Here is a 20,515-nt window from a genome sequence, read left to right as displayed (position 1 = left end):
ACCAAACCTTCATTTTTATAGCCCATGAACAAAGCTACCGAGCCTATCGGCGATCCGCTGGCGGCCAGCATGACCGGGTCGGTCATGGTGTTGATCAATGCCGCATCCGGTACAGGTTGTACGCAGGACTGGGCCGACCAGCTGGCCGAAAAATTTGCCGCGCACGGGATGACCGCGCACGTCACGCTGACCGATAGCGGCGAGCGCATGCGCGAGCTGGCCAGCGCGGCCGTGGCGCAGGGCGCCGGCTGTGTCGTGGCCGGCGGCGGCGACGGCACCATCGGCACGGTCGCGGCCTGCCTGATGGGAAGTCGCACCGCACTGGGCGTGCTGCCGATGGGAACCCTGAACCATTTCGCCAAGGACTTGCAGATTCCGCTGACGCTCGACGAGGCGGTGCGGCTCATCGCCGAGGACGTCCGCATTGCGATCGATGTGGCCGAGGTCAACGGTCGCACCTTCATCAACAATTCCAGTCTCGGGTTGTATCCGGATATCGTGGATCGGCGCGAGCAGATGCAACGCCGCTATGGACGCTCCAAGTGGGTCGCCTTTTTCTGGGCGCTGGTGGCGGTGCTGCGGCGTTATCCGTTCCTGCAGGTCACGGTGACGCTCAACGGCGTGGCGCATCGGCGCAGCACGCCGTTCGTCTTCATCGGCAACAACGACTATGTGATGGAAGGCGTGCGCATGGGGCAGCGCAGCCGGCTCGACGCCGCCACGCTGTGCTGTTACATGACCAACCGCACCGGCCGTTTCGGCCTGCTGATGCTGGCGCTGCGGGCGCTGTTCGGACGGCTGCGCCAGACCCGCGATGTCGATGTCGTGCTGGCCAGCGAGGTACTGATCGAAAGCCGGCACCGGCTGCTGCGCGTGGCCACCGATGGCGAAGTCAATCCGATGCCGACGCCATTGGCATACCGGATCCGGCCGCGCAGTCTGCACGTCATCGTGCCCAGGCCGCAGGATGGCAACGCGTAATGCGCACCATCGTCCATCTGTCGGACCTGCATTTCGGCCGCGTCGATAATGCCTTGCTGGCGCCCTTGACTGCGCTGGTGAACCGCCTGCAGCCGGATGTGGTGGTGGTCTCCGGCGACCTGACGCAGCGCGCCCGCACGCTGCAGTTCCAGCAGGCGCGGGCCTTCCTGGACGGGTTGCCGGCGCCGCAGATCGTGGTGCCGGGCAATCACGATATTCCGCTGCACCACCTCTTCAACCGTTTCCTGCGACCGCTCGACAAGTATCGCCGGCTTGTCACCGAGGATCTGGCGCCGAGCTTCATCGACGACGAAATTGCCATCGTCGGCATCAACACCGCGCGCTCCATGACGTTCAAGAACGGGCGCATCAACACCGCGCAAATTGCGCAGGTGCAGCAACGCTTCGATGGACTGGATGCCGGTATCACGAAGATCGTGGTCACCCATCATCCGTTCGATCTGCCGGCCAATTTCGACAGCAAGCATCTGGTCGGGCGCGCGCCGCAGGCAATGCAGGCGTGGTCGAACGCGGGCGCCGACCTGTTCCTGGCCGGCCATCTGCATGCCAGCGTCACGGCCAGCACCACGGCGCGCTATCCGATCGACCGCTATGCGGCGCTGGTGGTGCAGGCCGGCACGGCCACCTCGACACGCGGTCGCGGCGAAGTGAATTCGTTCAATGTGTTGCGCATCGCCTCGACGCGGATCGAGGTGGAACGCTGGCGCTGGAACGGCAGCGGCGACTTTGAACATGATGTGACCGAGTCCTTCGCGCGGCATGCCAACCAGTGGAGCGCGACGGACGCCGTCAGCGCCCAGGACGGGGACGTTCCAGATGCATGAACAGCGCGTTCAAGCCGATCACCCAGGCCAGTGAGGCACTCCATCCGGCCAGAATGTCGGAAGGAAAATGGACGCCCAGATAGACCCGCGACAACCCCACCAGCAGCACGAACACGACGCCGGCGAGCAGTGCCGGCAGGCGCCAGCGGCCGTGCCACACCAGGATGAGCAGGGCGAGCGTGACGGCCATCGACTGCATCGCGTGACCGCTCGGAAAACTGAAGGTGGTTTCCGGCGCCAGTGACAGCCACAGGTCCGGCCGCACGCGCTGGAAGGTATGCTTGGCCAGCAGATTGAGCAGTGCCGCGCCGCCGGTGGCCAGCACCCAGAACAGCGCGCGCAGGCGATTCGGTTGCCGCAGCAGCAGCACCATGACCGCCAGATCCAGCGGCAGCAGCACCAGCGCCGAGCCGAGCCGCGAAAACGTCAGCATCACGATGTCGAACGCCGGGCGGGCGAACTGATGCACCGCCAGCTGGATCGGTCGATCGAAGCGGAAAATTTCCTGTTCCAGAATATCTTCGGCCAGCTTGCCGAATGCATACAGCGGCAACAGCACGCCAAAGAACAGCAGCAGGAGGCCGCCGGCGTGCTTGCCCAGCCAGTGCAGGACGGGGCGCATCAATGCCTCAGGCAACGGGTTTAGGCTTGGCCTCTTCGCGCCGGTTATAGCCTGCCACCATGTCGAATCGAAACAGCCGGCATTCCAGCGCACCATTGAAGAACGGCGTCTTGCGCGCTTCTTTCAGGCGCAACAGGCGCGGCACCCCGAGGTCGGCGGTGAACAGGAATACTTTCCAGCCGGCGAAGCGCTGCTTGAGCGTGGTGCCCAATTCGTTGAAGAACACCTTCGCCATCTCGTCGTCGGCGACGTTGCTGTCGCCGCGCAGTTCGATCCGTTCGCCATACGGCGGATTGGTCAGCAGGATGCCGGGCGTCTCGGAGGGCGGCTTGACTTCCTGCGCTTCGATCTGCTTGAGCGAGACGGCGAACGGGATGCCGGCCTGGTTCAGATTGTTGCGCGTCATGACGATCGCGTCGCCGGAAATATCGCTGCCGAAGATGGTCGGCTCGGCCGGCAGCACATTCGGCTTGATGGCGGCCTTCAGCGCGGCCCATTCGGCGGCCATGAAGCCGTGGAATTTTTCAAACGCGAAGCTGCGGCGCGAGCCGGACGGAATCCCCGCCAGCATCTGCGCGGCTTCGGCCAGAATGGTGCCGCTGCCGCACATCGGGTCGAACAGCACCATGCCGGGCTTCCAGCCGGCCACCCGCAGCAGGCCGGCGGCGAGATTTTCACGCAGCGGCGCGTCACCGGTTTCCAGTCGCCAGCCGCGCTTGAACAGGGCCTCGCCGGAGGTGTCGAGATAGAGCGTGAAATTGCGCGCGTCGAGAAAACCGACGATGCGCATGTCGGGGTTCTTGGTGTCGACCGACGGCCGCTCGCCGAACTGGTCGCGGAAGCGATCGCAAATCGCATCCTTGATCTTGAGCGTGGTGAATTCGAGGCTGCGCAGCGGCGACTTGATCGCCGTGACATCGATGCGAATGGTGCGGTTGACGCTGAACCAGTCTTCCCAGCATTGCGCCAGCGCCAAATCGTAGATGTCATTTTCGTTCAGGTAGCTGGCGTGCGCCATGCGCATCAGCACGCGCGACGCGATGCGCGAATGCAGATTGAGCGCATAGGCGTCGATCAGTTCGCCCGAGCAGTGCACGCCGCCGGGCACCTGGTTGTGCACCTTGAGCGTCGGATGGCGCAGCGCGATTTCGCCGATTTCTTCGGCCAGTGCGGCTTCCATGCCACGCGGGCAGGGACAGAAATAAGAATGGGATGCTTGTGCCATGGGGGAACCCTTTGTCCGTGTTGAAATGAAACTGCCGCCCTCGTGGGCGGCAGGTGCTGCCTGCTACCTTGTTGCCTGTTACTTGTTCAGTGCGCGTTCGACAAAATCGAGCCGGTCCTGGCCCCAATAGCCCTCGCCATCAACCACATACCACGGCGCGCCGAACACATTGGCCGCCATCGCCGCGTCGGTGTGGCGGTCATATTCGGCTTGCACCGCTGGCGTGTCGGACGACTTCATGAGTGACTTGCCATCGAGTTCGAGCAGGTTGGCGATGCCAACCAAGGTGTCGGTATCGGCGATGTTTTTTTCGTCCACCCACACCGCCGTCATGATGGCGCCGGTCAGCGTCATGGCGGTGTCGGTGCCCAGCGCAATCTGTGTCGCGATAATCAGCCGCGCCGCCGCATCGCCCGAGACCGGAAAGTACTTTGGCTGAATATTCATCGGCAAGCCAAGGAATTCACTCCAGCGCTGCAACTCGATCAGACGGTAAGCCTGCCGCTGCGGCGCGCGCTTGGCCAGCGGCAGGCCGCCCGAGCCGCTGAAGACGCGACCGAGATCGCACGGGCGGATTTCGATGCGCGCATTGGTGGCCTTTGCGATGGCGACAAGACGCGCATGGCCGAGGTAGGCGTAGGGCGACTGCGGTGCAAAAAAATATTCACAGACTTTGCTCATGATGGCTCCGTGCGGGATCAGAAGGGTTTGACGATGACCAGGATGACAATTGCCAGCAACAGCACGACCGGCACTTCGTTGAACCAGCGGTAGTACACGTGGCTGCGCTTGTTGATGCCGGCCTCGAATTTTTTCAGCAACGATTCGCAGGCATGGTGATAGCCGATCGCCAGCACCACGAAGGCCAGCTTGGCATGCAGCCAGCCGTTGCCCGGTCCCTTGCCAATCCCGTAGCCGAGCCACAGCCACAGGCCGAACACCAACGCCGGCACCATCAGAATCGAGGTAAACCGGTACAGCTTGCGCGCCATCATCAGCAGCCGTTCGGTGGTCGCGACATCGTTCACGTCGGCCAGGTTGACGAACAGGCGCGGCAGGTAAAACAGACCGGCGAACCAGGAAGTGACGAAGACGATGTGCAGTGCTTTAATCCAGAGCATGGAAGATTCCCGTAAGTTAGTTGCGCACTTCGCCGTGGCCGAACACCACGTATTTCAATGACGTCAACCCCTCCAGCCCAACCGGGCCACGGGCGTGCAGTTTGTCGTTCGAGATGCCGATTTCGGCGCCCAGTCCGTATTCGAAGCCATCGGCCAGCCGGGTCGAGGCATTCACCATCACCGAGGCCGAGTCGACTTCGCGCAGGAAACGCAGGCTGTGCGAATAATTTTCCGTGACGATGGCGTCGGTGTGGTGCGACGAATACGTGTTGATGTGATCGATCGCTTCATCCAGATTGTCGACCAGCTTGATGGCCAGGATCGGCGCCAGATATTCGGTGTGCCAGTCTTCCTCGGTCGCCAGGCTCAGCTGCGGATAGCCTGCCAGCAGCTTGAAGGCGGCGGCATCGGCGCGCAGCGCGACCTGCTGCTCGGCATAGCGCGGCGCCAGCAGTGCCAGCATCTGCGGCGCGACGTCGCGCGCCACCAGCAGCGTTTCCATCGTGTTGCAGGTGCCGTAGCGATGGCATTTGGCATTGAACGCGATGTTGCCGGCCTTGACCGGATCGGCGCTGCTGTCGATGTAGACGTGGCAGATGCCGTCGAGATGCTTGATCATCGGCACCGTGGCGTCGCGCATCAGGCGTTCGATCAGGCCCTTGCCGCCGCGCGGCACGATCACGTCGACATACTGCGGCATGGTGATCAGCGCACCGACTGCGGCACGGTCGGTGGTGTCGACCACTTGTACCGCGTCGGCCGGCAAGCCGGCACCGGTGAGACCTTCGATGACCAGCTTCGCCAGCGCGCGATTGCAGTGGATGGCTTCCGAGCCGCCGCGCAAAATGGTGGCGTTGCCGCTCTTGATGCACAGCCCGGCGGCGTCAACGGTGACGTTCGGACGCGCTTCGTAGATGATGCCGATGACACCCAGCGGCACCCGCATCTGGCCGACCTGAATCCCGCTCGGCCGCGATTTCATGTTGCTGATTTCGCCGATCGGATCGGGCAGTGCGGCGATCTGTTCGAGGCCTTCGGCCATCGCCGCGATGGTCTTGGCCGACAGGCTGAGGCGATCCAGCATGGCCGCAGACAGGCCGGTGTCGGCGGCGCTGTCGAGATCCTGCTGGTTGGCGGCGATCAGCAGTGCGGCGTCGCGCCGGATGGCGGCGGCAATCAGCTGCAGCGCATGGTTGCGCGTAGCGGTCGCGGCCTTGGCCATGGCGCGTGAGGCGTGGCGTGCCTTCTTGCCGACTTCGGTCATGTAGTCGTGGATGTGCATGTGGATCTGGTTCGGTTGGGTGAATGGGTGAAGTGCGTCAGCGTCCGCGCGCGACCTTCAGGCTTAACTGTAGCATTGCATCCCAGGCATCGCCGGCAAACGCCTTGGCGCGCAAGCCCTTGATCAGCTTGTCGACCTGCGCGGCCTGCTGCAAGGCGGCTTCCAGCGTGGCCAGCGACAGGCGGCGCAGCGCCGGTTCCATCAAGCGCTCGCGCGGGCCCCAGATGCGGTGTTCCTTGAGCAGCATGCCCAGCGCCTTGCCCTGTTCGACGCCGGCCTTGACCTTGAGCAGGGTGCGGATTTCTTCGGCCACCGCCCACAGCACCAGCGGCAGCGCTTCGCCTTCGCCCTGCAAGCCGTCCAGCATGCGCACCAGTCGCGCCGTGTCGCCGGCCAGCATCGCTTCGTTGAGCTTGAACACGTCGTAGCGCGCCACATTCAGCACGGCATCGTGGATCTGTTCGAAGCTCAGTTTGCCTTCCGGGTGCAGCAGGCCAAGCTTCTGGATTTCCTGATGCGCAGCCAGCAGATTGCCTTCGACCCGCTCGGCGATGAAGGCCAGGCTGTCCTTGTCGGTGCTCTGCCGTTGCGCCGCCAGCCGCGCGCCGATCCAGCCCGGCAACTGGCTGCGTTCGATCAAGGCAATCTCGATATACACCGCCGCCTGTTGCAAGCTGCCGACCCAGGCCGCCTTGGCGGTGGCCCAGTCGAGCTTGGGCAGGGTGATCAGCGTGACGTTGTCCGGGTTGGGGTTGGCGGCATACTGCTGCAGCGCCGCGCCGCCATCCTTGCCGGGCTTGCCGGTCGGGATGCGCAGTTCGATCAGCTTGCGGTCGCCAAACAGCGATTGCGCATTGTTGGCGGCGTTCAGTTCGCCCCACTTGAAGCTGCGATCGACCTGCAGCACTTCGCGTTCGGTCAGCCCTTGCGCGCGCGTTGCCTTTCGGATCTTGTCGGCGGCCTCCAGCGCCAGCACATGTTCATCGCTGCTGATCACGTACAACGCCGCCAGCGGCTTGCCGAGGTGGGCGTCGAGGGCGTCGGGACGCAATTGCATGGCCGCTCTCAGACGGCCGGTTTCAGCGCTGCCAGGCGGCGCAGGATCTGCTGCACCAGGTCGGTTTGCATGTCGCGGTAGAGCAGGCCTTCTTCGGCTTCCTTGGCCAGTACCGCCGATTCGTTGAAGCTGATGTCACGCTTGAGCACGATCTCGGTCGGCGCCAGCAATTCCACGTCCTTGTTGTCCTTGACGCGAAAACGCAGCTTGTAATACAGCGTGTATTCGCGCACCCGGCCGGCGCTGTTGAGCGACAGGACAATCTTCTCGCGGGTTTCGGACAGCACTTCGAGGATGGCTTCGGCGGCCTTCGGATCGGTCACGATCAGCGTGCCGTTGGCACGGATGTTGCGCTTGAGTTCGGTGCCCAGCGGCGAGGTGTCGGTAAAGCCCAGCATCATCGACCGGAACGGCAGATTGGCTTCGCCATTCGATCCGCGCAGATGAAAGCCGCAGGCCGACAGCATCACGAGCGCGCTGGCGGTGGTGGCATAGGTGAGAAAGGTGCGGCGATTCATAAGCGTCTTTTCGGTTGGAGAGAGTGGGCGGTTCAAACCACGATGTTGATCAGCTTGCCGGGCACGACAATGATTTTTTTCGGCGTGCCGCCGTCGAGATATTTCTGCACATTCTCGTTGGCCAGCGCGGCGGCTTCGATGGCGGCCTTGTCGGCTGTCTTTGGCAGCGTGATGCTGCCGCGCAGTTTGCCATTGACCTGAATCATCAGCTCCACCTCGCTTTGCTCCAGCGCGGTCGCATCGACTTGCGGCCATGGCGCGTCAAGCAGGTCGCCAAGGCTGGCGGCGTAGCCAAGCTCCTGCCACAACGCGAACGTGATGTGTGGCGCAATCGGATACAGCACCCGCAGGAAGATCGAAAAGCTCTCGGCAATGACGCCATTCGATGCCTTCGCGGTGTCGAATTTCGCCGCCTCCAGTGTGTTGAGCATCTTCATGCAGGCCGACACCACGGTGTTGTACTGGATGCGCTTGATGTCGTGATCGGCCTGCTGCAGGATCTTGTGGACTTCGCGGCGCAGCGTGCGCTGCGCGTCGTTCAGGTCGGCTGCCGACGGCTGGCCGGCGGCAAGCGCGCTGCTGATGCGGCTGGCGTTGGCGACGCCAAAGGCCCAGACCCGGCGCAGGAAACGGTTCGCGCCTTCCACCCCGGCGCCCGACCATTCCAGCGTCTGCTCGGGTGGCGAGGCAAACATCGTGAACAGGCGCGCGGTATCGGCGCCGTACAAATCAATTTGCGCTTTCGGATCGATGCCGTTGTTCTTCGACTTCGACATTTTTTCGGTGCCACCGATTTGTACCGGCTGGCGGTCGGATTTCAGCGTCGCCGCGACCGGGCGGCCCTTGTCGTCCAGCGTCAATTCGACATCGTCCGGATTGAACCAGGTCTTCTTGCCGGTGGCGTCTTCACGGAAGTAGGTTTCGTTGAGCACCATGCCCTGCGTGAGCAGGTTGGTGAACGGCTCATCGAACTTGATCAGGCCGAAGTCGCGCATGACCTTGGTCCAGAAACGCGCGTACAGCAGATGCAGCACGGCGTGTTCGATGCCGCCGATGTACTGGTCCATCGGCATCCAGTAATCGTTGCGCGCGTCGACCATGGCGTCGGTGCTGCCGGGCGAACAGTAGCGCATGAAGTACCAGCTCGAATCGACGAAGGTATCCATCGTGTCGGTTTCGCGCCGCGCCGGCTTGCCGCATTTCGGGCAGTCGACGTGCAGGAATTTTTCGTGCTTGTTGAGCGGATTGCCGCTGCCATCGGGCACGCAGTCTTCCGGCAGCACGACCGGCAGATCCTTTTCCGGCACCGGCACGTCGCCGCAGCTGGCGCAATGGATGATCGGAATCGGCGTGCCCCAGTAGCGCTGGCGCGAGATGCCCCAGTCGCGCAGGCGGTAAGTGATTTTCTTCTCGCCCAGGCCGAGCCCGGCCATCACGCTGGCGACCGCTTCCACGGCCTCGGCGTAGTTCATGCCATCGAACCGGCCCGAGTTGACGCAGCGGCCGCCTTCCTTGTCGCCGTACCAGTCGTGCCAGAGCTCGGCATTGAAGGTCTTGCCTTCGAAGGCGATGACCGGTTCGATCGGCAGCACGTATTTTTGCGCGAACGCAAAGTCGCGCTCGTCATGCGCCGGCACGCCCATCACTGCGCCGTCGCCATAAGTGATCAGCACGTAATTGCCGACCCAGACGTCGATCTGGCGACCGGTCAGCGGATGGGTGACCTGCAAACCGGTCGGCATGCCTTTCTTTTCCATCGTTGCCATGTCGGCTTCGATGACGCTGCCCAGCTTGCATTCGGCGATGAAAGCCGCCAGCTCCGGATTGGTCCTGGCGGCGAGGGTCGCCAGCGCGTGCTCGGGGGCGACTGCGCAAAACGTCACGCCCTTGATCGTGTCGGGACGGGTGGTGAAGACCCACAGCTTGCCGTCGTCGATCAGCCGGTCGCCATCACTGATGGTGTGCTTGAATGCGAAACGCACGCCGGTCGATTTGCCGATCCAGTTGGTTTGCATGGTGCGCACGCGCTCCGGCCAGCCGGGCAATTTGTTATCGACGTGATCGAGCAGTTCTTCGGCGTAGTCGGTGATGCGGGCGTAGTACATCGGAATCTCGCGCTTTTCGATCAGCGCGCCGGAACGCCAGCCGCGGCCGTCGATGACCTGCTCGTTGGCCAGCACGGTTTGATCCTGTGGGTCCCAGTTCACGTTACCGGTCTTTTTGTAGATGATGCCTTTTTCGAGCATCTTCAGGAACATCCACTGGTTCCACTTGTAGTAGTCCGGCTTGCAGGCGGTCATTTCGCGCGACCAGTCGATTGCCAGGCCCATCGACTGCATCTGCTCTTTCATGTGCGCGATGTTGGCGTAGGTCCATTGCGCCGGCGGCACGTTATTGGCCATCGCGGCGTTTTCGGCCGGCATGCCGAAGGCGTCCCAGCCCATTGGCATGAGCACGTTGTAGCCGCTCATGCGCAGGTGGCGGTACATCACATCGTTGATCGTGTAATTGCGCACATGGCCCATGTGCAGCTTGCCGGACGGGTAGGGCAGCATCGAGCAGGCATAGAATTTCTTGCGCTCGTTGCCGTCCTTGTCCCGGGCGTGTTCGACCGCCTTGTAGGCGTCGGTGGCGGCCCAGTGGTCCTGCGCGGATTTTTCGATGTCGGCGGAGGTGTATTTCTCTTGCATGACGGCGGCTACCAATGAAGAAGTGAAAGGGCGAAGCGAGCCGGTGATTATACTTGGCGGGGCGGGACGCGCCGGAGCATTATCGGCCGGTAGCTGGTGTTGCCTTGGGCTCGGTGACAAATCCCAGCCTGGTCATGCCGTTGCCCTGGGCTGCGGCCATGACTTGGGCAATGACTTCGTAGCGGGTCGATTTGTCGGCGCGCAGCTGCAGTTCGGGTTGCGGCGTGCGTTTGGCGGCGAGGCGCATCTTCTGGTCCAGTTCCGGCACGGTGGTGGCGACATCGTTCCAGAACAGCGTGCCGGCGCCATCGATGGCCACGCTAATGGTTTCCGGTTTCTCGGGCGTCGGCGCGGCGGTGGCCTGCGGCAGGTCGAGCTTGACCGCATGGGTGAACAGCGGTGCCGTAATGATGAAGATCACCAGCAGCACCAGCATCACGTCAACCATCGGCGTGACATTGATCTCGGCCATCGGCGCCTGCTGCTTGCTGTCGTTGAATCCGCCGAAGCTCATTTCAGGCTCCTACCCGGGCGCCGGTGGTCAGGAAGGCGTGCAGGTCATGCGCAAAGGCATCGAGTTCGGCCAGCGTGATGCGATTGACGCGGGTGAAGGCGTTGTAGGCCAGCACCGCCGGAATCGCCACTGTCAGGCCCATCGCGGTCATGATCAGGGCTTCGCCGACCGGTCCGGCAATCTTGTCGATCTGGACGGTGCCGCTGGCCGACACCGCAGCGAGCGCATGATAAATGCCCCACACCGTGCCCAGCAGTCCGACAAAGGGTGCGGTGGCGCCGACCGAGGCGAGCAGGGTCAGGCCACTTTCGAGACGGGATGAAACACGGTTGATTTCCTGGCGCAGGGTGCGGGTGATCAATTCGCCCCGTTCGCTGGCGGCATTGAGCGAGCCGGCTGCCGGCGTCAGGGTGGCGGCGTCGGCACTGCGCGCGGCCAGCGGCGTGTAGACATTCTCGGGATCGGCCAGCCGCACCATCGCCACGGCATCGCCGATGCTGGGCGCTTTCCAGAAGGCTTCGAGCGCACCGGCGCTGCGGCGGATGCGCCAGGCGCTCCAGCTCTTGGACAAAATGAAATACCAGCTGACCACCGACATCGCGATCAGCAAATACGCCACCGCATGCGAGATGGCGTCACCCTGGGCCCAGTAGCGGGCAAGTTCTGGCGAAAGGTTCATACGACTCCGGGTTGAAAAATCATTCCTGCAGTCTAAACGGAATGGGGATCTGATACCACTCGGCGACCGCCTTGCCGTCCATTGTGGCGGGCTGGAAGCGCCATGACTGCACCGCATCGCGCGCCGCCGCATCGAGTAGCGGATAGCCGCTGCTGGTCTTGATCTGCACGGCGCCGGCGCTGCCATCGGGGTTGACCAGCACGCGCAGCACGACCGTGCCCTGTTCTTCGTAGCGGCGCGACATGGCCGGATACACCGGCTTGCGATTGGCGGCTGCGTAGCTGGCCGACAACGATACCGCGGTCTTGACCGGTGGCTGCGGTGCGGGCACCGGCGCCACCGGTTCGGGCGCCGGTGGCGCGCTGGCCGTGGCTGGCTCGGGTGCGCGCACCGGCACATCGACGGACGCGCTCGCGACGACGCGGGGCGCTGGCGAGGGTCGGATGGTGGGTCGGACGATGGCGGGTGCGGGTTTGGCGGCGGGTGCTGCGACGGCGACCGGTTGCGGCCGCGGCGGTGTTGGCGTGGGCACGATCCGGACGAACACCGGCTTCGGATCCGGATGCAGATCGATCCTGTCGGCATGCGAGAGCGTCAGGAACAGGATCGCGCCCACGTGCAGCAATACCGTGGCAATCAGCACAAGTGGCGCGCGTTGCGATGTCATGTTGACGCGGGTGACGACAGAACAGCCTTAGCGCAGTCCGAGCACGTCCTGCATGTCGAACAGCCCGTGCGTCTTGTCAGCCAGAAAACGCGCCGCGCGCAGGCTGCCGGTGGCATAGGTGATGCGGCTCGATGACTTGTGCGAAATTTCAATGCGTTCGCCGATGCCGGCAAACAGCACGGTATGGTCGCCGACGATATCGCCGCCGCGAATGGTGGCAAAGCCAATCGACGACGGATCGCGCGGGCCGGTGACGCCGTGACGCGCAAACACGCCAACTTCATCCAGATCGCGGCCCAGCGCGCCGGCAATGACTTCGCCCATTTGCAGCGCGGTGCCGGACGGCGCATCGACCTTCAGGCGGTGATGCGCTTCGACGATTTCAATGTCGTAACCTTCGGCGAAACTCTTCGCGGCCAGTTCGAGCAGCTTCATCGTGACATTGACGCCGACGCTCATGTTCGGCGCGAACACGATGGCAATGCGTTCGGCAGCAGCAGCGATGGCGGCCTTGCCGGCGGCGTCGAAGCCGGTGGTGCCAATGATCATCTTGACGCCATGATCCACGCACCACGCAAGATGGTCGAGCGTGCCTTCGGGCCGGGTGAAATCGATCAGAATGTCGGCATTGGCCAGGCCTTGCGCCAGATCGGCACTGATCAACACGCCGCTGTGCGTGCCCAGAAACGCCGTGACGTCGCTGCCAATGGCGTCGGCCCCGGCCATGTCGAGCGCACCGCTCAGTTGCACGCCATCGGTGGCGAGAATGGTCTCGGCCAGCATGCGGCCCATGCGGCCGGAAGCGCCGGCAATCGCGATGTTCAGATCAATCATTGGAGGGAAACGTGCCTGCTTATTGGGTTGGACGGGCTTCGGATGGCGCCAGCGCTGGCGTCGGCGACAGCTTCAGGTTGCTCGGCTTCTTGGCCGCGGATCCGGCAATCAGTGCCAGGTAGTCGGCTTCGTCAGGCAGATTGCCGCCTTCGAAACGACTGACCTTGCCGTCCTTGAAAAACACCGTTACGCGGCTGGTCAGCACATCGTCGTTGGATTTGAGCAGGCGGAAGATATAGTCCCAGCGTTCGGCATGAAAGATATCGGCCACCAGCGGCGTACCCAGGGCAAAGCGTACCTGATCGGTCGTCATGCCTTCCTTGAGCTGTCGCAGGTTTTCTTCGGAAATGAAATTGCCTTGTGCGATATCCACGCGATACGGCGAGACGATGCCGAGCACGCGGCGAATGCCGGTGCGCTCGGTGCGTTGCAGGCCGGCGTTGGCCGCTGCGGCACTGGCGCTCTGGGCCGCTTCTGAATTGGCTGCGGGCGGTTCGATCAACGGGTTCTTGGCGGCGCAACCGGCCAGCAAGGCGACGGCCACAACGGCACTGGCGCGCAGCCATGCGGCGGAGGTTTTTACAGGGAAGGACAGCATGGGCATGAGAGTCTCAATTGATTGAGCAAGGACGCTAAAACGCTATATCATAAAGCACATCTACTCTACCCGGCCCGGAACATGTCCAACAACCCTTCCGATCTGAAAGCCAGCGGGCTCAAGGCAACCCTTCCGCGCATCAAGATTCTCGATATTTTTCACAACAGCCAGGTGCGTCATCTCAGCGCGGAGGATGTCTACAAGGTGCTGCTGGCCGAGAACATGGACGTCGGGCTGGCCACGGTGTATCGGGTGCTGACCCAGTTCGAGCAGGCCGGACTGCTGCACCGCAATCATTTTGAAACCAGCAAGGCCGTGTTCGAACTCAACGAGGGCACCCACCACGATCATCTGGTGTGCCTCGATTGCGGTCTGGTCGAAGAATTCTTTGATGCCGAAATCGAGCATCGTCAGCAGAAGGTCGCGCTGGAACGCGGCTTCAACATTGCCGAGCATTCGCTGGCACTGTACGGTCACTGCACCAAGCAGGACTGCGTGCACCGCAACCGCTGATCAGGAATGACTCAGCGCATTCGACAGTAATTTCGCCGTGATATCGACAATCGGAATCACCCGCTCGTAGGCCATGCGGGTCGGTCCGATCACACCCAGCGTGCCGACCACGCGCCCGTTGATTTCATAGGGCGCGGTGACGATGCTCATCTGGTCGAGTGGCACCAGGCTCGATTCACCGCCGATAAAGATCTGCACGCCCGAAGCACGGTGCGACAAATCCAGCAATTGCATCAGGCTGGTTTTTTGTTCGAACAGTTCGAACAGCTTGCGCAGCGAGTTCATGTTCGACGACAGGTCGCTGACACTCAGCAAATTGCGCTCGCCCGAAATCACCACCTCGTCGCCCTGATCGGTCATGGCATCGCTGCCGACCTCGACGGCGGCATGCATCAGTGGCGTCATGTCGTCGCGCAGCTGGCGCAGCTCATCCTGCAAGCGATGGCGCACTTCGTTGAAACTCAGCCCGCCGTAATGCAGATTGATGAAGTTGGCGGCCTGCACCAGTTGCGCCGGGGTGTAGTCGACGTCGGTCAGCATCAGGCGGTTCTGCACGTCGCCGTTGGGCGCCACGATCACCAGCAGGATGCGCTTCTCGGACAGTCGCAGGAATTCGATTTGCTGAAACACGGATTCGCGCCGCGGCGTCAGCACCACGCCGGCAAATTGCGACAGCGACGACAGTACCTGGGCGGCATTGGCGATGACCTTCTGCGGCGAGTAGCTGTGAATGCGCGATTGCAGTTTCGACTCCAGCGCACTTTCATCGATCACATCCACCGTCAGCAAGGTGTCGACGAAGATACGGTAACCGCGCGGCGTCGGCACCCGGCCGGCCGAGGTGTGCGGGCTGGAGACAAAGCCCATTTCCTCGAGGTCGGCCATGATGTTGCGGATGGTCGCCGGCGACAGGTCGAGGCCCGACAGCTTGGCCAGCGCGCGCGAACCGACCGGCTGGCCGTCGGTGATATAGCGCTCGACGAGGGCTTTCAACAGGGTTTGGGCGCGGGTATCAAGTTGCATCTGGGTATTCTAGCGAGCGTCAGGTCAGGCGACCAGCTTTATCAGCCGGGTACATGGATGCCAGCAGCCATTCTTCGAGTTCGAGCAGGGTGGTGCAACTGGCGTCAGGCCGGACATGACCGGGCAGCGCGCGGTCAAACCGGTTCATCCAGACGGCGCGCAAGCCGGCCTTCTGCGCGCCTTCGATATCGAGCAGCGGATCATCGCCGACGTAGACGGCCTCGGCCGGACTGACGTCCAGCGCCGCGCAGGCGGCGCGAAAGATCGCCGCATCGGGCTTGGCGCTGCCAAACTCATGCGCAGCGATGGACACCTTGAAATGTTCTGCCAGACCAATCGCAACCAGATTGGCCGAGCCGTTCGAAATCGTGCCCAGCGCCACGTGACCGCCGAGCCGCCTCAGGCCCGGCAAGACATCGTCATACAACGTCACTTCACTGCGCGCGGTGTCGAACACCGCCATTGCCGCGTCGACATGGTGCAGCTCGACTCCGCTGGCCTGGAACGCCTCGCTCAAGCCGGCGTGGCGCAGCGCCCGCATGTCGATCTGGAACCGCGGCTCGGCCGCCATCAGGGCCAGCCGCCGCTGCCGCAGGCTGTCGATGTCATGTTGCTGCGTGACCGCCGGCGCATGGGTCTGCAGCCAGGCAAACAGTGCCACTTCGGCGCGCAGGATGACCGGGACGATCGGCCACAGCGTATCGTCGAGGTCGAACAGTACCGCTTTGATCGGCGTCTGGTTCACGGTCGGGCGGGAAGAGGTGACAATCATAGTTGGGGTCCGATCAGGCTGGCTTCAAGAGTGCAGCGAAGTATGGTCTAATCCGGGGCATGTCGCTGCCCATTCCCTCCGCCCTGCCGGTCCGTCCGCTAAAGACCATTGCCATCATCGGCAAGCCGCTGGCCGTCGGGATGGCCGAATCGCTGGCCGAAATCGCCAATTTCCTGGTCTCGACCGGCCACCATGTGGTGCTGGAGAACGACACGGCGGCGAACACCGGCATCTCCGGCTTCGCCCAGATGACGCCGGCGCAGATCGGCGCCAACGTCGATGCGGCGATCGTCATCGGCGGCGACGGCACCATGCTCGGGATTGCCCGGCAACTGGCGCCGTTCGATGTGCCGTTGATCGGTATCAATCAGGGCCGGCTGGGTTTCATGACCGATATTCCGCTGGAACGGGTGTTGCCGGTGCTCGGTGACATGCTGTCCGGAAAAATCGAATCGGAGCGACGCAGCCTGCTGGAAGGCATCGTGATGCGCGACGGCGTGGCGATTTTCAACGCGCTGGCCTTCAATGATGTGGTGGTATCGCGCGGCGCCGGTTCCGGGATGGTCGAGCTGCGCGTGCATGTCGATGGCTGCTTCATGTACAACCAGCGCTCCGACGGGCTGATCGTGGCCACGCCCACCGGCTCGACCGCTTATTCGCTGTCCGCCGGCGGCCCGTTGCTGCATCCCAGCCTGGGCGGCATCGTGCTGGTGCCGATTGCGCCGCACGCCCTGTCGAACCGGCCGATCGTGGTGCCGGACTACAGCGAAATCATCGTCACCGTCATCAATGGCCGCGACACCAGCGTCAATTTCGACATGCAATCGCTGGCCAATCTGCAGGTGCAGGACCAGATCGTGATCCGGCGCTCGGCGCACACCATTACCTTCCTGCACCCGCAAGGATGGAGTTACTACGACACCCTGCGCGAGAAACTCCACTGGAACGAATATCCGTCCGTCGAAGGCCGGTTAAAATAGGCAGCCCGATCAGCGCCCGACCCGGGCCGCGATTCACCTGACCCCATTGCACATGCTGCGTACCCTTTCCATTCGCGACTTCGTTATTGTCGACCTGATTGAACTCGACTTCGCCGCCGGGTTTTCCGTGCTTACCGGCGAGACCGGCGCCGGCAAGTCGATCCTGATCGACGCGCTGGCGCTGGCGCTGGGCGGACGCGGTGATGCCAGCGTGGTGCGAGACGGCGCCGCCAAGGCCGACATCAGCGCCGATTTCGCCACCCATGCCGAGGCCGACGCCTGGCTCGCCGTCAACGAATTCAGCAATGAAGAGGGCGGCGTGCTGCTGCGCCGTGTGATCGATAACGCCGGCCGCTCCAAGGCATTCATCAATGGCACTGCCGCGACCGCCACGCAACTGCGCGAGTTGGGCGAGCTGCTGGTCGATATCCATGGCCAGCACGCCCATCAATCCCTGCTCAAGGGCGATGCGCAGCGCCAGTTACTCGATACCCAGGCCGGCTTGCAGGACGATGTCAAAGCAGTCGGGATTGCCTATAAAAACTGGCGCGCACTGGCGCGGCAACGCGAAGAATTCGAAGCCAACGCCAAGAGCGTTCTGCAGGAACGCGAACGGCTGGAGTGGCAGGTCGGCGAACTGGACAAGCTGGCCGTCAAGGAGGGCGAATGGGCCGAGATCAGCATCGAACACAGCCGGCTCGCCCATGCGGCCAGCCTGATTGAAGGCGCGCAGGAGGCACTCGAAGCGCTGTCGGAATCCGATAACCGGCCGATGCTGTCGCAACTCACCACGCTCAATCTGAAGCTGGGCAAGCTGGTCGATATCGATAGCGGCCTGCAACCGGTGCTCGATTTGCTGGAGCCAGCCCGTATCCAGTTGCAGGAAGCGGTGTACGCCCTCAATGACTATCTGGGCCGGGTCGAGCTCGATCCGCGTCGCCTGCAAGTGGTCGAGCAGCGGCTCAGCGACATTCATTCGACCGCCCGCAAATTTCATGTCGCGCCGGAGCAGCTGCCGCAGGAGTTTGAATCCCTGTCGGCGCAATTGCGGCAGCTGGCCGACGCCAGCGATCTGGACGCCTTGCGCGCGCACGAAGAAAAATTGAAAGAGGCCTACCTGAAGCTGGCGCAAAAACTGTCCGCCGCGCGCGCCAAGGCAGCCCGGGCGCTGGGCGATGCCGTCACTGGCGCGATGCAGGAACTGAGCATGGCCGGCGGACGTTTTCAGGTCGCACTCAATCCTGCTGCGCCTGCGGCGTACGGGCTGGAGCAGGTCGAGTTTCTGGTCGCCGGACACGCCGGGACGGTGCCGCGCGCGCTGGCCAAGGTGGCCTCGGGCGGCGAACTGGCCCGCATCGCGCTGGCCATTTCGGTGATCGCATCGAGCGCCACGGCAACCCCGACGCTGATTTTCGATGAGGTCGATAGCGGTATCGGCGGCGGTGTCGCGGAAGTGGTCGGCCGGCTGCTGAAAAAGCTCGGCCAACAGCGCCAGGTGCTGTGCGTGACCCATCTGCCGCAAGTGGCCAGCCAGGCCAACTGGCATTTGCAGGTCAGCAAATTCAATGCGGGTGGCAAGACGGTGTCGCGCATCGATGCGCTCGACGCCAAGGCGCGCGTGGAAGAAATTGCCCGCATGCTGGGTGGCATTGAAATTACCGCAACCACACGCAAACACGCCCGCGAACTGCTGGCGTCCTGATTTACCTCCTGACTCAATCTGAAAAAGGCATTCCCCGATGGCATTCAATGACGAGCCGAAGTACACCCATGGCAGCGCCAGCAAAACCGCCATCGTGCTGGTCAATCTCGGCACGCCCGACGCCCCCGATGCCAGCGCGGTGCGGCGTTACCTGAAGCAGTTCCTGTCGGACCCGCGTGTGGTCGAAATCCCGCGCGCCATCTGGTGGCTGATCCTCAACGGCATCATCCTGCCGATCCGCGCCAAGAAGTCGGCCAAAAAATACGCGCTGATCTGGACCAAGGAAGGTTCGCCGCTGAAAGTCCATACTGCCCGCCAGGCCATGCTGCTGCGTGGCCAGTTGGGCGAGCAGGGTCATGCGGTGCAGGTGGCATACGCCATGAGCTATGGCAATCCGGGCCTGCCCGACGTGCTGAATCAGCTGCAAAAGGACGGCTGTGACCGCATCCTGGTTGTACCGGCCTACCCGCAGTATTCGGCCACCACGACCGCGTCGATCTTCGATGCCGTGTCGACGCACTATCGCAAGGTGCGCAATATCCCGGAGCTGCGCTTCATCAAGCATTATCACGACGACGCAGCCTATATCCATGCGCTGAAAAACTCGGTGCTGGCGCATTGGCAAACCCACGGTCGCGGCGAAAAACTGGTGCTGAGCTTTCATGGCGTGCCCAAGCGCACGCTGATGCTGGGCGATCCCTACCATTGCGAATGCTACAAGACCGCCCGTCTGCTGGCAGAACAGCTGGGACTGGCCAAGGATGACCTGCTGGTGACGTTTCAGTCGCGTTTCGGCAAGGCCGAATGGCTGCAGCCGTACACGGCGCCGACCTTGCAGAAGCTGGCGAAAGAGGGCCTGCAACGGGTTGACGTGATGTGCCCGGGCTTTACCAGCGATTGCCTCGAAACACTGGAAGAGATTTCGCTCGAAGCGAAACAGGAGTTCCTGACCGCCGGCGGTAAGGAATTCCACTACATTCCCTGCCTGAATGAGTCACCGGACTGGATCGCCGCGCTGGCGGTCATCGCCACACGGCATCTGAAAGGCTGGCCAACCCGCTTGAGTGCCGCTGAAAGCGAAGCCCTGCGGGCGCAACAGGCTGTCAGTTCGGCCGAGGCAAGGCGGTTGGGCGCGGCACAATAACAGAGTTGCAAAAATTCCGTCGAAGTGTGTGGTAATCCCCTTGTAATAGTGTGTTATCGCCCCACTTGGATGTCAGTTTATTCTTCGCTTTGTCCCTAAGTTACTGATTGTTGGAGGATTTTTACATGCAAGATCAAGAAAAACCGAGCCATGACAACCTGCCTCCTGACGACAATGTGGAGCAGGAAGGCGCCCCCGTGGCCGTCGAACCAGGTCTGGAAGAAAAGCTTGCCGAGGCGGAAGCCCGGATTGTGGAAATGCAGGATGCGTTCCTGCGCGCCAAGGCCGACGTGGAAAATTTCCGCCGGCGGGCACAGGAAGACATTGCCCGCGCCCACAAATTCGCCATCGAGAGTTTTGCCGAAGCGCTGGTGCCGGTGATGGACAGCCTCGAAATGGCCGTGAAGATCGAAACGCCGTCGGTCGAGTCCCTGAAAGAAGGCGTCGAGATGACGCTCAAGCAGTTGTCGTCCGCATTTGAAAAGAACCGTCTGATGGAACTCTCCCCGAAAGCCGGTGAAAAGCTCGATCCAATGAAACACCAGGCCATCTCGATGGTGCCTGCCGAACAGGAAGCCAACACGATTGTCAGCGTGCTGCAAAAGGGATACATGATTGCCGACCGTCTGTTGCGACCGGCTCTGGTCACCGTCGCCCAGGAAAAAGCGTCTTAAAAAACAGTGCTTGAAAGCCGTCCGCGGCTCCTTATATTCAAGTCAGAAAATTTCGTTAATTGGTCAATAAGCAG

22 protein-coding genes are annotated in these 20,515 nt (G+C 62.6%); 7 read left to right on the top strand and 15 right to left on the bottom strand.

The window, feature by feature from the left end; all coding sequences use genetic code 11:
* Positions 1-24 precede the first annotated feature (24 nt).
* The gene (locus tag RCH09_RS09940; RefSeq protein WP_326940922.1) at positions 25-981 is read left to right on the top strand and encodes a diacylglycerol/lipid kinase family protein; all 957 of its coding nucleotides are present in this window, start codon (positions 25-27) and stop codon (positions 979-981) included.
* On the top strand, positions 981-1,826 hold the full coding sequence (locus RCH09_RS09935) for a metallophosphoesterase family protein (protein ID WP_326940921.1): 846 nt from the start codon (positions 981-983) through the stop codon (positions 1,824-1,826). Before RCH09_RS09940 ends, RCH09_RS09935 begins: the two co-directional genes overlap by 1 nt.
* Here the strand turns inward: RCH09_RS09935 and RCH09_RS09930 are convergent.
* From RCH09_RS09930 to RCH09_RS09870, 13 genes are all read right to left on the bottom strand, one after another.
* The gene (locus RCH09_RS09930) at positions 1,792-2,448 is read right to left on the bottom strand and encodes a phosphatase PAP2 family protein (RefSeq protein WP_326940920.1); all 657 of its coding nucleotides are present in this window, start codon (positions 2,446-2,448) and stop codon (positions 1,792-1,794) included. The genes RCH09_RS09935 and RCH09_RS09930 overlap by 35 nt on opposite strands.
* A 7-nt stretch (positions 2,449-2,455) precedes the next feature.
* Entirely contained in the window at positions 2,456-3,673 is a 1,218-nt protein-coding gene (locus RCH09_RS09925; protein WP_326940919.1) for a THUMP domain-containing class I SAM-dependent RNA methyltransferase, read from the bottom strand.
* A 78-nt stretch (positions 3,674-3,751) separates the two neighbouring features.
* Positions 3,752-4,354: a 2-hydroxychromene-2-carboxylate isomerase gene (locus tag RCH09_RS09920; protein ID WP_326940918.1), complete on the bottom strand. Its 603-nt coding sequence runs from the start codon at positions 4,352-4,354 to the stop codon at positions 3,752-3,754.
* A 17-nt stretch (positions 4,355-4,371) separates the two neighbouring features.
* Positions 4,372-4,794, bottom strand: coding sequence for a CopD family protein (locus RCH09_RS09915; RefSeq protein WP_326940917.1), 423 nt, complete (start codon positions 4,792-4,794; stop codon positions 4,372-4,374).
* 16 nt (positions 4,795-4,810) lie between these two features.
* Positions 4,811-6,076 carry a glutamate-5-semialdehyde dehydrogenase gene (locus RCH09_RS09910; protein ID WP_326940916.1) on the bottom strand — a complete coding sequence of 422 codons (1,266 nt, stop codon included), beginning with the start codon at positions 6,074-6,076 and terminating at the stop codon, positions 4,811-4,813.
* Positions 6,077-6,113: 37 nt separating this feature from the next.
* Complete coding sequence (gene holA / locus RCH09_RS09905; protein WP_326940915.1) at positions 6,114-7,133, bottom strand: DNA polymerase III subunit delta; 1,020 nt, start codon at positions 7,131-7,133, stop codon at positions 6,114-6,116.
* A gap of 8 nt (positions 7,134-7,141) precedes the next feature.
* Complete coding sequence (locus RCH09_RS09900) at positions 7,142-7,651, bottom strand: LPS-assembly lipoprotein LptE (RefSeq protein WP_326940914.1); 510 nt, start codon at positions 7,649-7,651, stop codon at positions 7,142-7,144.
* 32 nt (positions 7,652-7,683) lie between these two features.
* Positions 7,684-10,341, bottom strand: coding sequence for a leucine--tRNA ligase (gene leuS, locus RCH09_RS09895; protein WP_326940913.1), 2,658 nt, complete (start codon positions 10,339-10,341; stop codon positions 7,684-7,686).
* A 79-nt stretch (positions 10,342-10,420) separates the two neighbouring features.
* Positions 10,421-10,855 carry an ExbD/TolR family protein gene (locus tag RCH09_RS09890; RefSeq protein ID WP_326940912.1) on the bottom strand — a complete coding sequence of 145 codons (435 nt, stop codon included), beginning with the start codon at positions 10,853-10,855 and terminating at the stop codon, positions 10,421-10,423.
* A gap of 1 nt (position 10,856) precedes the next feature.
* Entirely contained in the window at positions 10,857-11,534 is a 678-nt protein-coding gene (locus RCH09_RS09885) for a MotA/TolQ/ExbB proton channel family protein (protein ID WP_326940911.1), read from the bottom strand.
* A 19-nt stretch (positions 11,535-11,553) separates the two neighbouring features.
* Positions 11,554-12,201 carry an energy transducer TonB gene (locus RCH09_RS09880; RefSeq protein WP_326940910.1) on the bottom strand — a complete coding sequence of 216 codons (648 nt, stop codon included), beginning with the start codon at positions 12,199-12,201 and terminating at the stop codon, positions 11,554-11,556.
* A 27-nt stretch (positions 12,202-12,228) separates the two neighbouring features.
* Complete coding sequence (dapB, locus tag RCH09_RS09875; protein ID WP_326940909.1) at positions 12,229-13,035, bottom strand: 4-hydroxy-tetrahydrodipicolinate reductase; 807 nt, start codon at positions 13,033-13,035, stop codon at positions 12,229-12,231.
* Between the two features lie 19 nt (positions 13,036-13,054).
* The gene (locus RCH09_RS09870) at positions 13,055-13,639 is read right to left on the bottom strand and encodes an outer membrane protein assembly factor BamE (protein ID WP_326940908.1); all 585 of its coding nucleotides are present in this window, start codon (positions 13,637-13,639) and stop codon (positions 13,055-13,057) included.
* A gap of 75 nt (positions 13,640-13,714) precedes the next feature.
* Between RCH09_RS09870 and fur the strand changes: the two genes are divergently transcribed.
* Complete coding sequence (gene fur, locus RCH09_RS09865; RefSeq protein WP_326940907.1) at positions 13,715-14,146, top strand: ferric iron uptake transcriptional regulator; 432 nt, start codon at positions 13,715-13,717, stop codon at positions 14,144-14,146.
* On the opposite strand, the gene hrcA is transcribed toward fur, so the two are convergent.
* Positions 14,147-15,169, bottom strand: a complete 1,023-nt coding sequence (gene hrcA / locus RCH09_RS09860; RefSeq protein WP_326940906.1) for a heat-inducible transcriptional repressor HrcA — start codon at positions 15,167-15,169, stop codon at positions 14,147-14,149.
* A gap of 19 nt (positions 15,170-15,188) precedes the next feature.
* Positions 15,189-15,941 carry an HAD family hydrolase gene (locus RCH09_RS09855; RefSeq protein ID WP_326940905.1) on the bottom strand — a complete coding sequence of 251 codons (753 nt, stop codon included), beginning with the start codon at positions 15,939-15,941 and terminating at the stop codon, positions 15,189-15,191.
* A 59-nt stretch (positions 15,942-16,000) separates the two neighbouring features.
* On the opposite strand from RCH09_RS09855, the gene RCH09_RS09850 reads away from it, so the two are divergent.
* The 4 genes from RCH09_RS09850 to grpE all read left to right on the top strand — a co-directional run bounded on the left by RCH09_RS09850 (position 16,001) and on the right by grpE (position 20,441).
* Positions 16,001-16,921 carry an NAD kinase gene (locus tag RCH09_RS09850; protein WP_442785026.1) on the top strand — a complete coding sequence of 307 codons (921 nt, stop codon included), beginning with the start codon at positions 16,001-16,003 and terminating at the stop codon, positions 16,919-16,921.
* Between the two features lie 52 nt (positions 16,922-16,973).
* Complete coding sequence (recN, locus tag RCH09_RS09845) at positions 16,974-18,623, top strand: DNA repair protein RecN (protein WP_326940904.1); 1,650 nt, start codon at positions 16,974-16,976, stop codon at positions 18,621-18,623.
* 37 nt (positions 18,624-18,660) lie between these two features.
* Complete coding sequence (hemH, locus tag RCH09_RS09840) at positions 18,661-19,767, top strand: ferrochelatase (RefSeq protein ID WP_326940903.1); 1,107 nt, start codon at positions 18,661-18,663, stop codon at positions 19,765-19,767.
* Between the two features lie 125 nt (positions 19,768-19,892).
* A complete protein-coding gene (gene grpE / locus RCH09_RS09835; protein ID WP_326940902.1) occupies positions 19,893-20,441 on the top strand; it encodes a nucleotide exchange factor GrpE in 549 nt (182 codons plus the stop codon).
* Positions 20,442-20,515 lie beyond the last annotated feature (74 nt).

The sequence above is a fragment of the Actimicrobium sp. GrIS 1.19 genome, from assembly GCF_035984655.1.
Taxonomy (GTDB): Bacteria; Pseudomonadota; Gammaproteobacteria; order Burkholderiales; family Burkholderiaceae_D; genus Actimicrobium.
The sequence above is the reverse complement of the archived record's forward strand: the minus strand, read 5'-3'. Positions and strand labels throughout refer to the sequence as shown.